General features: G+C 36.2%; 13 protein-coding genes. 1 reads left to right on the plus strand and 12 read right to left on the minus strand.

The window, feature by feature from the left end; translation table 11 throughout:
• Positions 1-46: 46 nt before the first annotated feature.
• Positions 47-757, plus strand: coding sequence for a copper homeostasis protein CutC (locus ACKPCA_RS04445; protein WP_321281637.1), 711 nt, complete (start codon positions 47-49; stop codon positions 755-757).
• A 56-nt stretch (positions 758-813) separates the two neighbouring features.
• On the opposite strand, the gene ACKPCA_RS04450 is transcribed toward ACKPCA_RS04445, so the two are convergent.
• The 12 genes from ACKPCA_RS04450 to pstS all read right to left on the minus strand — a co-directional run bounded on the left by ACKPCA_RS04450 (position 814) and on the right by pstS (position 15,666).
• Positions 814-1,992 carry a phosphopentomutase gene (locus tag ACKPCA_RS04450; RefSeq protein WP_321281638.1) on the minus strand — a complete coding sequence of 393 codons (1,179 nt, stop codon included), beginning with the start codon at positions 1,990-1,992 and terminating at the stop codon, positions 814-816.
• A gap of 223 nt (positions 1,993-2,215) precedes the next feature.
• Entirely contained in the window at positions 2,216-3,832 is a 1,617-nt protein-coding gene (locus ACKPCA_RS04455) for an ABC-F family ATP-binding cassette domain-containing protein (RefSeq protein WP_054718180.1), read from the minus strand.
• Between the two features lie 154 nt (positions 3,833-3,986).
• Complete coding sequence (locus ACKPCA_RS04460; protein WP_321281639.1) at positions 3,987-6,035, minus strand: ATP-binding protein; 2,049 nt, start codon at positions 6,033-6,035, stop codon at positions 3,987-3,989.
• An 81-nt stretch (positions 6,036-6,116) separates the two neighbouring features.
• A complete protein-coding gene (locus ACKPCA_RS04465; RefSeq protein ID WP_321281640.1) occupies positions 6,117-6,458 on the minus strand; it encodes a hypothetical protein in 342 nt (113 codons plus the stop codon).
• 876 nt (positions 6,459-7,334) lie between these two features.
• Positions 7,335-8,330: an L-glyceraldehyde 3-phosphate reductase gene (mgrA, locus tag ACKPCA_RS04470; protein ID WP_321281641.1), complete on the minus strand. Its 996-nt coding sequence runs from the start codon at positions 8,328-8,330 to the stop codon at positions 7,335-7,337.
• Positions 8,331-8,464: 134 nt separating this feature from the next.
• Positions 8,465-10,261: an ATP-binding protein gene (locus ACKPCA_RS04475; protein ID WP_054718189.1), complete on the minus strand. Its 1,797-nt coding sequence runs from the start codon at positions 10,259-10,261 to the stop codon at positions 8,465-8,467.
• A gap of 17 nt (positions 10,262-10,278) precedes the next feature.
• Entirely contained in the window at positions 10,279-10,968 is a 690-nt protein-coding gene (locus ACKPCA_RS04480) for a response regulator transcription factor (protein WP_321281642.1), read from the minus strand.
• Positions 10,969-11,121: 153 nt separating this feature from the next.
• Positions 11,122-11,814, minus strand: a complete 693-nt coding sequence (locus ACKPCA_RS04485; protein ID WP_054718194.1) for a phosphate signaling complex PhoU family protein — start codon at positions 11,812-11,814, stop codon at positions 11,122-11,124.
• Positions 11,815-11,885: 71 nt separating this feature from the next.
• Positions 11,886-12,734 (minus strand): phosphate ABC transporter ATP-binding protein PstB, encoded by an 849-nt coding sequence (gene pstB / locus ACKPCA_RS04490; RefSeq protein WP_321281643.1) that lies wholly within the window; start codon positions 12,732-12,734, stop codon positions 11,886-11,888.
• The gene (pstA, locus tag ACKPCA_RS04495; RefSeq protein WP_321281644.1) at positions 12,716-13,609 is read right to left on the minus strand and encodes a phosphate ABC transporter permease PstA; all 894 of its coding nucleotides are present in this window, start codon (positions 13,607-13,609) and stop codon (positions 12,716-12,718) included. Before pstA ends, pstB begins: the two co-directional genes overlap by 19 nt.
• Positions 13,610-13,627: 18 nt before the next feature.
• A complete protein-coding gene (pstC, locus tag ACKPCA_RS04500; RefSeq protein ID WP_321281645.1) occupies positions 13,628-14,482 on the minus strand; it encodes a phosphate ABC transporter permease subunit PstC in 855 nt (284 codons plus the stop codon).
• 113 nt (positions 14,483-14,595) lie between these two features.
• Positions 14,596-15,666 (minus strand): phosphate ABC transporter substrate-binding protein PstS, encoded by a 1,071-nt coding sequence (gene pstS, locus ACKPCA_RS04505; protein ID WP_054718200.1) that lies wholly within the window; start codon positions 15,664-15,666, stop codon positions 14,596-14,598.
• Positions 15,667-15,745: the final 79 nt, after the last annotated feature.

Here is a 15,745-nt window from a genome sequence, read left to right on the forward strand (position 1 = left end):
CCAAGAAAAGAAATTTGATAGAATGTTAGAAATTTGTTGTTATTCTGTGAAGTCAGCAATAATTGCTGAGCAAGCTGGTGCGAATCGTATTGAATTATGTGCAGGTGTTTATGAAGGTGGTACAACACCAAGTTTGGCTACTATACAATTGGTAAAAGAAAAACTAAGTATTCCGGTACATGTTATCATTAGGCCTAGAGGTGCCGATTTTTGTTATTCAGATATCGAATTTGAATGCATGAAGAAGGATATTCTTTCGTGTAAAGAAGAAGGAGTAGAAGGTGTTGTATCAGGAGTTTTGCTTGCAGATGGAAAAATTGACAGAGAGAGAACAAAAGAACTGGTTGATTTGGCAAAACCAATGAGTTTTACCTTCCACAGAGCATTCGATATGGTTGAAAATCATTTTGAGGCATTGCAAGAGCTAATTGAAATGGGCGTGGGTAGAATTCTTACTTCAGGTGGAATGCAAACAGCAGAAGAGGGAATTGACTTGTTGAAAGAGCTTGTGGATAGAGCAGAAGGCAGAATCATTATCATGCCGGGAAGTGGTGTAAACGAAAATAATATCGGTAAGCTAAAAGAAATTACTGGAGCCAGTGAGTTCCATTGTTCTGCAAAAAAACTGGTGAAAAGTAAGATGAAATACCAGAATCCGAATATCAATATGGGAGGAGAGGGAAGTATTCCTGAATTTGAATATTACGAAGCAGATTCTGATAAAATAAAGAAGGTTTTATGCAAGCTTCATTCATAAATAACAAAAGAGCTGTTTCGATTGTGAAACAGCTCTTTTTATTGGTTTGAAAACTTTTAGTATAGGTCTTTGGCAAAACTTCCTTCAATTTTATTGCCTAATAACAATTCTTCAATTGTTGCTGCAATATCAGCGAAAGTAGTTCTGGTTCCCAAATTAACATTCTGTTTGATTTGCTTACCATATACCATTAAAGGAATGTATTCCCTTGTATGATCGGTTCCTTTGTAGGTTGGATCACAACCGTGGTCTGCGGTTAAAATCAGAATTTCATCTTCTTTTAGCTTTTCTTGAATTTGAGGCAGATATTTATCGAATTCTTCCAAAGCATCTTTGTATCCCTCAGGATTTCTTCTGTGCCCATATACCATGTCAAAATCAACAAGGTTGGTAAAGATTAAACCTTTAGAATCTTCCTCAAGAGCAACAAGCGTTTTTTCAATGCCATCCACATTATCTTTGTTGGTTCCTCTTGAATCGGTAATTCCTTGTCCTGCAAAAATATCTTTGGTTTTACCAATTCCAATCACATCCAAGCCATTCTCTTTTAAACGATCTAATACCGTTGGCTGTGGTGGCGTAACCGAATAATCATGACGATTGGGAGTACGAGTAAAGTTACCTTTTCCACTTCCCAAATATGGGCGTGCAATTACACGAGCTACTGGTTCATGCTCAGAGCAAATCTCTAAAGCAATTTCACAAGCTCTATACAACTCTTCCAAAGGAATTACTTCTTCGTGTGCTGCAATCTGAAAAACAGGGTCGGCAGATGTGTAAACAATCCAATTTCCTTTTTTCATTTGCTCATCGCCATATTCATCAAGAATTGCTGTTCCCGAAGCTGGCTTGTTTGCCATTACTTTTCTACCGGTTCTTTCCTCAAACAACTTGATGGTTTCTTCAGAAAATCCATTGGTATAAGTAGGGAAGGCTTTTTCAAGTTTTACACCGGCAATTTCCCAGTGGCCTGTAGTTGTATCTTTTCCCTTTGATGCTTCAGCAGCTTTTCCATAAGCTCCATTTACATTGTTTTCAGGCTCAACACCATCAATATCGATGATGTTACCTAAACCAAGTTTTTGCATGTTAGGCAGGCTGATACCTCCGCAATGTTTTGCAATATTTCCGATGGTGTTCGATCCAACATCACCAAATTCTTCAGCATCTGGTAAATAACCAACACCTGCGCTATCTAATACTACGATTGTAGCACGTTCAATTTTTGGAATCATAAAGTATTGTGTTTTTATGTATTTCGAAAAATACAGATGATGGGTTGTTTTTGTAGTGATGCAAATATAGTAGAACAATTCTTAATAAGCAATTATTAATGAAGAATGAATAATATTAGATTATATAATTTGCGGATCACGGATTACTGCTCATTGATCACTGAAAAAAAGATCCCCCAAGCGCGAACGCCCGGGGGATGAATTATTGAAGGTTTATATAGACTTATACCTGATACATTTTCTCACGTTGCTCTTTAATCTTCTCGTTTGTAATGTAGTCATCGTAATCCATTAATTTATCGATAATTCCATTTGGAGTTAATTCGATAATACGTGTACTTACGGTTTGAATAAACTCATGGTCATGAGATGACATCAATACAGTTCCGCCAAAGTTGATAAGCGCATTGTTGAACGATTGAATGGATTCCAAATCCAAGTGGTTGGTTGGAGTATCCAAAATCAATAAGTTGGCATCTTTAAGCATCATTCTTGATACCATACAGCGTACTTTTTCACCTCCAGAAAGAACATCTGCTTTTTTGTAGATATCCTCACCAGAGAACAACATTTTACCCAAATATCCACGCAAGTAAATTTCGCTGGTGTCATTAGAGTATTGTGCCAACCAATCTATCAAAGTAACTGGTTCCTGGAAGAAGCTTGAGTTATCTAATGGCAAGTAAGCTGGAGTAATGGTAACACCCCATTCATATGATCCGCTATCTGCTTTCGCTTCTCCATTGATGATATCAAACAGAGCAGACATTGCACGAGGATCTTTTGAAAGGAATACCACTTTTTCTCCTTTTTCGATGGTGAACTCAACATCCTTAAATAAGGTTTCTCCCTCGATGCTTTTGCTCAATCCTGTACATGAGAAAATTTTATCACCAGCTTCACGTTCCTGCTGGAAAATAATACCAGGGTAACGGCGAGTTGATGGTTGAATGTCTTCAATGTTCAATTTCTCTAACATCTTCTTACGAGAAGTAGTTTGCTTCGATTTTGCAACATTGGCACTAAATCGAGAAATAAACTCCTGAAGCTCTTTTTTCTTCTCTTCTGCTTTTTTGTTCTGCTGTGCCTGCTGACGAGCTGCCAGCTGACTAGACTCGTACCAGAACGAGTAGTTACCTGAGAACATCTTAACTTTTCCGAAGTCGATATCTACAATATCAGTACATACCGAATCCAGGAAGTGACGGTCGTGAGATACAACAATCACAGTATTGTTAAAGTTGGCCAAATAGTTTTCCAACCACATTACAGTTTCAAGGTCAAGGTCGTTGGTAGGCTCATCCAGAAGTAAGTTATCCGGATTACCGAAAAGTGCCTGTGCAAGCAATACACGTACTTTTTCCTTACCACTCAATTCCTTCATGGTTCTATAGTGAAACGCTTCTTTTATGCCAAGACCACTTAAAAGTTCTGCAGCATCGCTTTCAGCATTCCAACCATCCATTTCGGCAAATTTCTCTTCCAACTCAGATGCTTTAATTCCATCTTCTTCCGAAAAATCAGGCTTGGCGTAAATGGCATTTTTTTCCTGCATGATAGCCCAAAGTTCAGCATGTCCCATCACTACAGTATCCAATACCGTAAATTCGTCGAATTCGAAGTGGTTCTGCTTTAGAACAGCCATCCTTTCACCTGGTTCCATCATTACTTTTCCTGTAGTAGAATCTAATTCTCCCGAAATAATTTTAAGAAAAGTTGACTTACCAGCGCCATTAGCACCAATAACTCCATAGCAGTTACCTGGAGTAAATTTTATATTAACATCCTGGAAAAGGGGTTTTTTCCCGAATTGAATTGATAAGTTTGAAACTGAAATCATTTTATCTAGACCTTTTATTAATTCAGGGCGCAAAATTAGTAATTATTCTCTTTCCATAAAACAAATGGGCTATGAAGTTTTTGTAAATAAATAGTCCGCATAAAAGTAAAGACGTAGCATGCTACGTCTCTACAAGTTAAAAATGAATACTATTTTATTGATGAGATAAAGATTCCTCTGTATAGATTTTTTCGGCATTCGGCACTGTAAACCTGAAGGTTGTTCCTTGTCCTTCTTCGCTTTCTACCCAAATTTTACCATGATTTCTCTCGATAAAATCCTTACAAAGTATCAAGCCCAATCCATTTCCTTTTTCTCCGCGTGTTCCACTACTGCTAGTATCCAATTCAAATATGAGAGAAATTGCTTCATCCGATATGCCTACGCCATTGTCTTCAATCCAGATTTCGGTATGATCTGCTTTCATTTCAGCCCCAAGAACGATTAAGCCACCCTCGGGTGTAAATTTTAAGGCATTATTTAAAAGGTTACGAACCACGGTTTCCAACATGGGTCGGTCGGCATACACAAAAAGGTTTTGCGAAATGGATAGTTCCAGCAATATATTCTTTTGTTGAGCGCCAGTTTTGTAGATTTCCAGTATGCCGGACAATAGATTCTTAACCGGAATAATGACAGGAGTAAAAGGCAATTTGCCAGATTGATTTAAAGACCAGGACAAAAGGTTATCGGTAAGGTTAAGAACACGGGTTACGCATTCGTTCAAATCCTGGCTGGTTTCATCCAATTCGTGATACCTTCCTTGCTTTAAAAGAATTTGTATTAAATGGGAAATGCCCGATACCGAAGCCAAAGGAGAACGCAAATCGTGAGAAATGATTTGGAACAGTTTGTTTTTGGTTTGGTTCGACAATTTTAATTCTTTATTCCTATGATCGAGAAGTTCTTTTGACCATTCAATACGCGACTTCTGCATTCCAAGCAATCTTGTTAATTTTTTGTTCCTGTTATACGAATAGACAATAAATCCCGCATATCCTCCAATCAATATCAGAATCACAAACAAAGCATTTCGTTGCATGGCTTTGCTATTGTTTTCTTTCTCCAATATTGCAATCTGCGCTTCTTTTTTTTCAGCTTCGTATTTGGTCTGGATTTCGGAAACTTGTTTATAGATTTCTTTGTTAATAATGCTATCACGTAAATTCTCATGAATGTCAAAATAAAAAATTGCACTATCAGCGAGGTTTTTATGTGTGTAAATTTTGAAAATTTCTTTGGTGCTATTTTTTTGTAATTCCATATTACCAACCTCTTTTCCCAATTGATATGCTCTTCTGCTATAAGATAACGCATCTTCCAGATTGTTCATCTGATAGTTTGCTTGAGACAATCCATTTAAAGAGGTAATGATTAAGTTTTTATTTCCAATTTCTTCTTTTAATTGTAAACTCCGTTTTAGGTAGTCAATAGCTATGGCGTATTGTTTCATCTCAAGAAAACAAGCACCAATGTTGTGGTAAGTTTGCGCCAGGCGATATTTGTTGGGCTCTGCTTTAAGTATATCTATGTTTTTCTTGTGATAGCTTAAGGCTTTCTGAAACTTATTTTGGATGGAGTAAATGTTGGCAATATTGGTGTTTGAATTGTAAAGAGAAGAGATTAAATTATTATCTGTACTAACACTAGCTGATTTTTGATAATAATTTAATGCTTTAGGATATTCTTTAAGATGTTTATAAATTATTCCAATGTTATTGTTAATTATTGATATTAAATTATAATTTTTCTTTATTTCAAAATATTGCAGTGCATTAAGATTATCGTTCAATGCTTGATGATAGCAATCTAGTCTTTTATATGTTAAAGATCTATTTATGTAAACTTTATTAGTATTTAGAGAGTCTCCAATTAGAACAAAGTTTTCTATTGCCTTGTTATAATGATCTAGAGCTACTTTGAAATCTTCTTTGTGGTAATGTATACGGCCAAATTGAAAATGGGACTTAGCCACTCCTTCAATATAAGAGTTCTTTTTAGCATTAGCACAAGCAATTTGACAGTAATGTATTGCTTCCTTAAGATTACTCTTGTAGTTCTTTTTAGACCAATCAATTAGAAAATCTATTTTTGATTTGTCTGAAAGTGGTGAATTTAATTTTTTTTCAACGATATCAATTTTTTGAGCTAATAATGCAGAAGATGTAAATATTAGTAATAATAAAGTTCTAAATCGATTCATTTTTAAGCTTTCTTTAAAATACTAATATAAGAAATTGAAATAACAAGAGGAAGAAATATACCTCCCTCTTGTTTAAATTAATTAAACACTTCCTTCTGCATCATCATAATCCACATCAGTGCTATTGTCTTCTGCAGGATTGGCCATTAATGCTGTATCCACCATTACCATGCTAACGGTTTTAATTTCATTGGTTGGACCTTGTTCCAATGGTACTGAGAATTCAGCGATTTCTGTTCCAACACTTCCATTAGAGGTAATGGTTGCAGTAACTGCCCAAAACTTTTTACCACCTTTTTCAATTTCTCCTTGGCTAAGAGTATTTAAAGCATAGCCTTTTGGTACCGATACTACGGAATTAAGTGTGTAAACTCCATTTGATGCTGATTTGATCAAATTTACGTAGGGTTTTAATAATTTCATATGGCAATTATTTTAATTGTACAATAAATCAAGTTTGAAATTAACAAAAAAGTACCAATCAACAAATAATTTTCATACATAAATTTATTTCATGATAATAGGAGCAAAATGATCCCTAATGCTTCGGGATATTGTATTGGAATCAACTGAATGGGTATATTCAGCTAGCCAGAAAGTATATAGAAATGTGAATCCTTGTTAAAAAAGACACCATGTATCGTGGTTCGAGACACACTTGGGCTTAAAAAAGACACGGTTTCGATTAAAAATTTTAACACGAAGTGTGTCTTTACCCACCTATTTGTTAAAAAGTTTGATCCAAACTGTACCTCGAACCACACTTGCTCCTAAAATTTTTAACCTCAAGCGTGGGTTGAACCACGATCGAGGTCAAAAATTTTGGATTTGAGGTCAAAAAATTATTGTTTATTAAATAAAAGTGGTACTAATAGAATATAGTGGGTAAATAAATCAATCATTATTTGAACAAATTATCCTACAATTCTTTAGTTTAACTTCGCTTTGCTCGAGCCGCATGGCTCACCCTTTTTCCATTGATGAAAAAGGATGCAAAAAATCTAGGGCGTGTAAGCTCAAACTATTTATACTTGAAAAATTTAAGTGCGGTGGGGTGATCTTCGAACAAGTTCTCAGCTTCCCCGTCTTACTAAAAATTTTTCTGTGTCTAATCAGCTTGACCTTCCAATGCCCACTTTGGTGAATGGAACAAGGAAAAGGTATATAATAATGAATCTAAAGAATTACCCACTCCAAATCATAAAGAGTCTTAAAAATGAAATAAATGGAAAGTGCATTCAATACATTCTATAAATGACAGATTGCAAATCAAAAGGCTTACCATTTAATTATCTGTACTTAGATCTCAATCGTTAAGATTTCTTCAATTTCTTCCAATTCAAAAATCTCAAAGTCTAGGTTGTTGATACTATCAATATTCTGATCGAGTTGAGCAACCGAACTAGCTCCAATCAGAACAGAAGTTACTCGCTCATCTTTCAATAGCCATGCAATGGCCATTTGTGCCAGGCTTTGTCCTCTTTTTTCTGCCATTTGGTTTAAGGCTTTTACTTTATCAATTACCTTATCGGTAATCTGCTCTTTTTGTAAGAAACCGTGAGATTTGGCAGCTCGTGAATTTTCCGGAATCCCTTTAAGGTATTTGTTGGTAAGCAATCCTTGGGCAAGAGGAGAGAAGACGATTGAACCAATTCCATCCTTTTCGATCTGATCCAATAATCCACCCTCAACCCAACGATCGAACATCGAGTATCTTGGTTGATGAATCAGGCAAGGAGTACCCAATTCACGCAGAATTCTTGCTGCTTCTCGAGTTTGATCTGCATTGTAGTTAGAAATTCCTGCGTATAAAGCTTTGCCTTGTCGTACCACATGATCCAAAGCCATCATGGTCTCTTCAAGTGGCGTATTGGGATCTGGTCGGTGCGAGTAGAAGATGTCCACATAATCCAAACCCATTCGCTTTAAACTTTGATCAAGACTTGCTATCAAATACTTGCGTGATCCCCAATCACCATATGGGCCTGACCACATGTGATATCCTGCTTTGGTGGAAATGATCATTTCATCGCGGTAATGACTCAGATGTTCACGTAGGATCTTTCCAAAGTTTTCTTCGGCCGAACCTGGAGGCGGACCGTAATTGTTGGCCAAATCGAAATGTGTAATTCCTCTGTCGAATGCTCTGAATAGTATTTGCTTGAAATTGTCGTAAAGATCAACATGTCCGAAATTGTGCCATAATCCTAAGGAAATGGCAGGTAGCAATAATCCACTTCTTCCACATCTTCGGTAAGGCATATTTTCATACCTATCTTCATTTGCTTTGTACATACTTTTGTAGTTTGATGAAGCTTGAAGATAAGGATAAAGTCTAATAGTCCAACAGTTCAATAGTCTAAAAGTATAACAGTCTAACCGTCCTATAGTCGAACTGTCGAACTGTTGGACTGTTGAACAGTTTGACTTTAAGATAACTGCTTCTTTAAAGAGAAGAAAAATTCTGTACCGCCTTCTTTTCGTGCTTTAACAAAAATACGTCCTTTATGAAATCCAACGGCATTTTTAACAATGGATAAGCCCAAACCTGTGCCACCCATTTTTCTTGATCTGCCATTATCGGCACGATAGAAACGTTCAAAAATTCTTGGCAAATGTTCCTCCGAAATTCCAATTCCATTGTCATGATAGGAGAAGTAATGGTAATTGTTGTCCTCAAAATAGTTTCTAATTTCTATTGAGCTTCCTTCTCCGGCATATTTTATCGAATTATCGATTAGATTTCTAAATACAGAATCCAACAATTCAGAATTGCCTTTGATAGTTAAATCCTGAGGAATATGAAGATTGATGTTCATTTTGGCATGGTTCAATTTCAATTCAAAATCATCCAACATTTCATTTAACAATTTGCCAATATCTACATTCTCTATGGTAAACAATTGTTGTGCTTCTTCCATTTTGGTAAGCACCGAAATATCCTGAATTAAATTCGATAATCTGTTGATTTGCACACAGGATCGTTCAATGAAAAGGATTTTCTTATCCTCAGGCATTTCCGGATTATCTTTAATGGTCTCTAAAAATCCGGAAACTGCTGTAACAGGAGTTTTTAACTCATGCGCAATGTTCAGGGTCATTTCTTGCTTTATGGTTTTTTCGTTTTCCGATTTGGTAATATCGTTAATCGAGATTTCGAAATTGCAATCATGGAAAACCACAACCTGGTAAAGAAACATTTTATGGCCAACGGTAACTACATTTTTAGAGCTAATAATATCAACATTGGGAATGTAGTTCTTCTCCAGATTTTTGATGTTTGTTGTGATGAAATCATTAATCTCTGTCAATTCAGGCAATTCGAATATTTCCTGGTAGTTATGTGTTGAAATGTTGGACAGGTAATTGATGTAATCAATGAAATGGCTGTTCCAAAGGATTAAATTCCTGTCTTTGTCGAAAACTGCAACACCTTCCTGGGCAATCTGCAGGTGCATAATTAGTTTTTCCTTCTCCTTAACCAAATCTTCTTTGGTTTTTCTAAGCTTATTGTAAATTTTTACAATTTGATGACTGATTTCGCCCAGTTCGGTTTTTCCAAAATTCTCACTTGGATCAATTGGTCTGTTTTTGGCAGCGTTAATTGCAAATTTCCGCAGTTTGGCAATGGAGTTTCCAAAATGCTGTGTTGCATAAAGCAAGAACACAATGGTTACGCCAAACAATGCGATTAGGAAGTAGAAAAACAGTTTATTGGCTTTTAAAAAAGAAACTACACTCTCGTTGTAGGGAAGAGCTGCCCTTACAAAGTGAGTGTAGTAATGCTTTGAATAATAATAATAAGTTTGTCCTGTTGAGCCCGATAACCTGATGTTACTTCCTTTATTGCTATAAATCGACTTTTGAATTTCCGGTCGATGAATGTGGTTGTCAAGTCTGGTTATGTCTTCAACATCAGAATCATAAACAACTTTACCATCCCTTAAAATTACGGTCAATCGTATATTGTGGTCAGGCATTAAGCTTCTTAATGAATCAACTTCTGCAAATTCATTTTTGGTGATTAAGTCTTTCTGTTTGATCAACTCTTGAACCTGCTCGGTATAAATATTCAGCGCATATTCTAATTTTTCTCTTCGGTAGGCAATTTCCTGATTGTATTGGAAGCCACCAATTAGCATAGAAAAAATCAACACTATCAAAAAGAAGTAGACAAATAAACGCTTCTTGTATTTTGATCCAGAGTTAGGAAAGTTTGTTGTCATGTATAAAAACGAATTAACTATTGTTTCACGGGATCAAAATAATATCCATATCCCGATTTGGTTTTAATTAAATTGTGATATTCTCCAATTTTTTTTCTGATTCGTCGTACATTCACATCAACAGTTCGATCGCCTACAAAGGTGTCGCCTTCCCAAATTTTATTCATGATTTCATCACGAGAGTAAATTCTTCCTGCATGGTTTAAAAGCAGGTGTAGAATTTCAAACTCTGTTTTGGTTAAACCTACATCAATATTGTTGATCGTAACTTGCTTCGATTCTGGAATCAATTTCAATTTTTCATATTCAAAATTTGATTCGTTTTTCGATTCAGAGAAAACACGTTTGCAAATTACATGAATTCTGGCAATAACTTCCTTTACGGAAAAAGGTTTTGCGACATAATCATCGGCACCAGCTTTAAATCCAAGCAATTTGTCCGTTTCACTCCCTTTGGCAGTGATAAACAGTATTGGTTTATCTGCCAAATCGGGATTACGACGAATAATTTTAGCCAATTCCAGACCTGATATTTCTCCCATCATGATGTCTAACAGGAAGAAATCATATTCGCTCAAATCTAGTTTTAATGCTTGTTCTGATGAAAAGGCAGTATCCACCTGAAAACCTTCTTGTTGGAGATTGTATTGCAGGATTTCACACAAATCCTCTTCATCATCGACTACTAATATCTTTAAATCCTTCATTTTTTGGAAATCTTTCTGGGGGTTTTTTAAGCTTATTTATTTTAAGTAAAGTGTTTAAGTATTCAGATCTTGAAAGTTCCCAGAGAGATGATAGAGTTTATGGATTAGGAGTCATAGGCCACTAATCTTTGGTTACTGATCACTGATTACTGTTTACTCCTCTTCGGATATGTCTTTGTGACGCAAGTCAATGCCTTGTTGATAGTAAATGGAAGCTTCGGCAATATTGGTTGCGTTATCTGCAACTCTTTCAATGCTACTTAAAATGTTTCCAAAGTTTAGTAGATTATAGATGTCATGCTGGTCAACGCCTTCCGGAGTTTCTTTTTTTACCATTCGTTTCATAAGATCGTATCTCATTTCATCAACAAACTCATCATTTTTAATGGTCCAGATAGCATATTCCATATCGCTATCCTCAAAAGAAATTAAAGCCTTACGTACCATTTTTTCGCTAATTGCTAACATGTTTAACAACGAATCGCGATGCTTTTCGGGAATAAATGGAGGTTCCATTTTCTGAATAAATCTTAAAACGTTATTTAGCTGATCACCAATTCGCTCAATGAATCCAATCATCCTAAAATAGGATATCAATAAACGCAATTCACTAGCCATTGGTTGCTGTAAGCCCATGGTTAGAATGATATTATCACTCATTTTAATTTCAAGATTGTCAAGTTTGTTTTCATTTGATTCAAACTTTTCCACTCTTTTTACATCGATAATATCCAGACCATATGATACGATTTCATCCATAATCTCAAATTGTTCCTGAAGGATCAATTTCATTTTGCTGAAATCAGCATGAAGCTTATCGAATTTTTTATCTTTTTTAATTGACATTTTAAAATAATTACGAATTAATAATTATGATCCCGAAAGCTTTCGGGAACGAATCATGGCATGATGATGTATCAACCAAATTTACCTGTTAGATATTCTTCGGTGCGCTTGTCTTTAGGTGTGGTAAACATTTGTTTTGTTTTGCCATACTCTACCAACTCTCCAAGATACATAAACATGGAGTAGTCAGAAATACGAGCGGCCTGCGACATATTGTGCGTTACCAACACAATGGTAAAGTCTTTCTTCAATTTCACCAGCAAGTCTTCAATTTTCGAAGTTGCAATTGGGTCAAGAGCCGAAGTAGGTTCATCAAGCAGAATAATATCTGGAGTGTATGCCAAAGCGCGAGCAATACACAATCTTTGTTGCTGACCACCAGACAAGAAAGTTCCTCTGTTGTGTAGTGCATCTTTTACTTCGTCCCAAAGTGCCACTTCTCGCAACGACTTTTCAACGATTTCATCTTTTTCAGATCTCTTTAGTCTAATTCCATTCAAGTTAAAACCTGCGATTACATTATCGTAAATGCTCATGGTAGGAAATGGATTTGGACGTTGAAACACCATACCAATCTTTCTTCTTAATTGAATTGGATTTAGTTCGTAGATGTTTTCATTGCCCAGATAAACTCCACCTTTATTGTGAGTATTTGGATACAATTCGTGCATGCGGTTAATGGCTCTTAAAAGTGTACTTTTTCCGCAGCCCGAAGGACCCATAATTGCTGTGATTTTGTTTTTGGCAATACCTGCAGATACATTTTGTATTGCATACTTATCTCCTCCATAAGAAACCGACAAATCATCGATTTTTAAAACTGGAGATTCAATCTTTTCAATAGGATTCTTTATCACGACGTTCTCTTTATATTTTTGCTCTGTAGGCATTTGCACTTGTTTTAGTATTGTACTTTCCATTTTTTCGCGATTGCTTTAGCTGATAAATTCAGACCTAGGATTAATAGTAATAAGAATAAGGAGGCGCTCCATATCATATTTACCAGGTTAGGATCGTTATAAAACTCCCAAACCAAGAGAGGTACAGCACTTGATGGCTCTGTGATATTGGTATTAACAACAGTGCTTCCCAAAGCTGTAAGCATAAGAGGGGCTGTTTCTCCTGCAATACGTGATATCCCAAGGATTACTCCGGTTAGGATACCTGAGATACCTGTTGGTAGAATCACTTTAAGAATCACTTTGTGATATGGAACACCTAGTGATAAAGCAGCTTCTTTTAATGTGCCTGGTATCATTTTTAATGTTTCCTCTGTTGATCGCACAATTGATGGTAACATCATAATTGATAAGGCAACACTACCGGCCAAAGCGGAGAAACCATTGGTCACTGGCTTTACAATCCAGATGTAACCGATTACCCCCAAAACGATTGATGGCACACCCTGAAGCATGTCAACAATAAATCTAACCAAACCTGCAAATTTTCCTCCTGCATTCTCGGCAAGGTAGGTTCCACAAATAATACCTACCGGAATAGCGATTAATGAAGCTAAACCAACAATGATTAAAGTACCTACAATACCATTGGCAATTCCACCAGGAATAATCTCGTTGTTTGCAACGGCCACCATTGCTTCCATGGTATCAGGTGCTTCTTCGAAGAAAAAGCTAATGTTCAATTGACGATATCCTTTTATTGCCAATTGGTATAGAATCAGGAATAAAGGCACACCTGAAAGGAAAGCAAGGAAGATCATTACATTGGTAAAAATCTTGTCTTTCAACAAGCGTTGCTTCATTTTCCTGTCTGATATTTCTGTAGAGATATTCATTTCTTTATATAATAAAGGCTAAGCCGATAATTTTTTCATGATTAATTTTCCGATATAATTTACTATACCGGTGATGACGAACAGGATCAAGCCGATCTCAATAAGAGAAGTATATTTTAATCCTTCTGCTTCGCCAAACTGGTTTGCAATCAAACTGGCCATGGTATTTCCCAAATCGAAAATTCCTGTTGGCATATTATTGGAATTACCAATAAGCATGGTAACGGCCATAGTTTCCCCAATTGCTCTACCCAGTGCGAGTATATAGCCTGCAAATATTCCTGAACCTGCGTTAGGAACAATTACGTTTTTTACTACCTCAAAGCGTGTTGCTCCAAGTGAGTAAGCAGCTTCTTTTAAACTACCAGGAACCATTGAGATTACCTCAGCACCAAGTGAAGAAGCATATGGAATAATCATTATCGCTAGAATTACCGATGATGTGAATATTCCGAATCCCTGTGCATTAAGACCTAATTCTGCAACCAATGGTTTTAGTGCATAAAACCCCCACAATCCGTATACAACCGATGGAATACCAGCTAAAAGATCAACTACCGATCTTAAAAAGGAAGGCAAGGCACCATCTTTAAAATATTCGCCTAAGAATAAGGAAATGGAAAAAGCGAATGGAAATGTTATAATTAATGCCAGAATGGATGTTAGGAGAGTACCTATTATGAATGGTAAAGCACCATAGGTTTCACGTCCTTCTGTTGGATCCCATTCTGTAGAAAATAAAAATCCAAACCCGAACTCTTTAAAAGAAGGGATGGAGCCAACAAATAGTGTAGCAACAATTCCCAGGGCAATTAACACCATAAGAATACCGCTGCCAACTAATAAATATTTGAAGATTTTTTCGCTGTTCATAAGATTTGAACGATTCAGTGTAATAGAAGAACGAGCTTGTATCAGCTAATAGTCTGGAGAACTAATTGAAAACAAGTTGAGACAAGCTCGTTGTTTGACCAAAGTCAATTGTTTTATTTTAATGCTTTTCCGTTATAAGTTACCTTATTAAGAACTGCTTTTGCTTTAGCTACTGCAGCTTCTGGAAGAGGAGCATAGTGTACTTTTGTAGTTTCTTTTTGAGCTTCCGGACTTACAACCCACTCAATTAATTTGATGGTTTGTGCAGCTTGATCAGCGCTTCTGTCGTTGTAGTTTTGTTCTTTGTAAAGAATTAACCAGGTAAAGCTAGAGATAGGATATCCATCAACAGCATCAGTATTGGTTAGGCTTACACGAGTATCAGCTGGCATTTCGCCTTTTGCAGATGCACTTACAGATTCAACAGAAGGATGAATAAAGTTACCAGCTTTGTTCTGGATGCTTGCTACAGGAATGCCCATTGCGAAAGCATACTCAGATCCGATGTAACCAATAGCACCTTCAGTTTGGCTAATTGTACCAGCAACACCAGGGTTTCCTTTTGCACCAATACCAACTGGCCACTTTAAAGCTTTACCAGCACCAATTTTTTCTTTCCATTCAGCACTTACTTTACTCATGTAATCACTAAAGATGAAAGTAGTACCTGATCCGTCTGAACGATAAACTACCGTAATTTCCATATCTGGTAATTTTACATCTGGGTTCACAGCTGCTATTTTGGCATCGCTCCAGTTGGTAATCTTACCCATGAAAACACCTTCCATTAATTCAGGAGTAAATTTTAACTCAGGCTTGCCTGGTAAGTTATAAGCAGCTACAACAGCACCCAAACAAGTAGGAACGTGTAGAACTTCTCCTGGCATATCAGCTAACTTCTTATCATTTAAGAATGCATCACTTGCTCCAAAGTCAACAATTTTATCTTTTAAGCTTCGAATTCCTCCACCAGAACCAATTCCACCATAGGTTACCAATAGACCTTTTTCTTTGGTGTAGCTCTTGAATATTTTGTTATAAAATGGTTGTGGAAAAGTTGCTCCAGCACCTGTAATTGTCTTAGCTTTTTCGTTACTTGCAGCTTTATCCTTACCTGCATTTCCGCAACTTGCCATTAAGGCAACTGCAATAACAGCAGTAAAAAGCAATTGAAATTTTTTCATTCTGGTTTAAATTTTAGTTTAAAAAACGATTATTCTTATTTTTTTAATATTTTAAAATCTGATTTGATACGTTACATAG

Origin of the sequence: Marinifilum fragile (assembly GCF_963677365.1) — a bacterium.
Lineage (GTDB): Bacteria > Bacteroidota > Bacteroidia > Bacteroidales > Marinifilaceae > Marinifilum > Marinifilum fragile.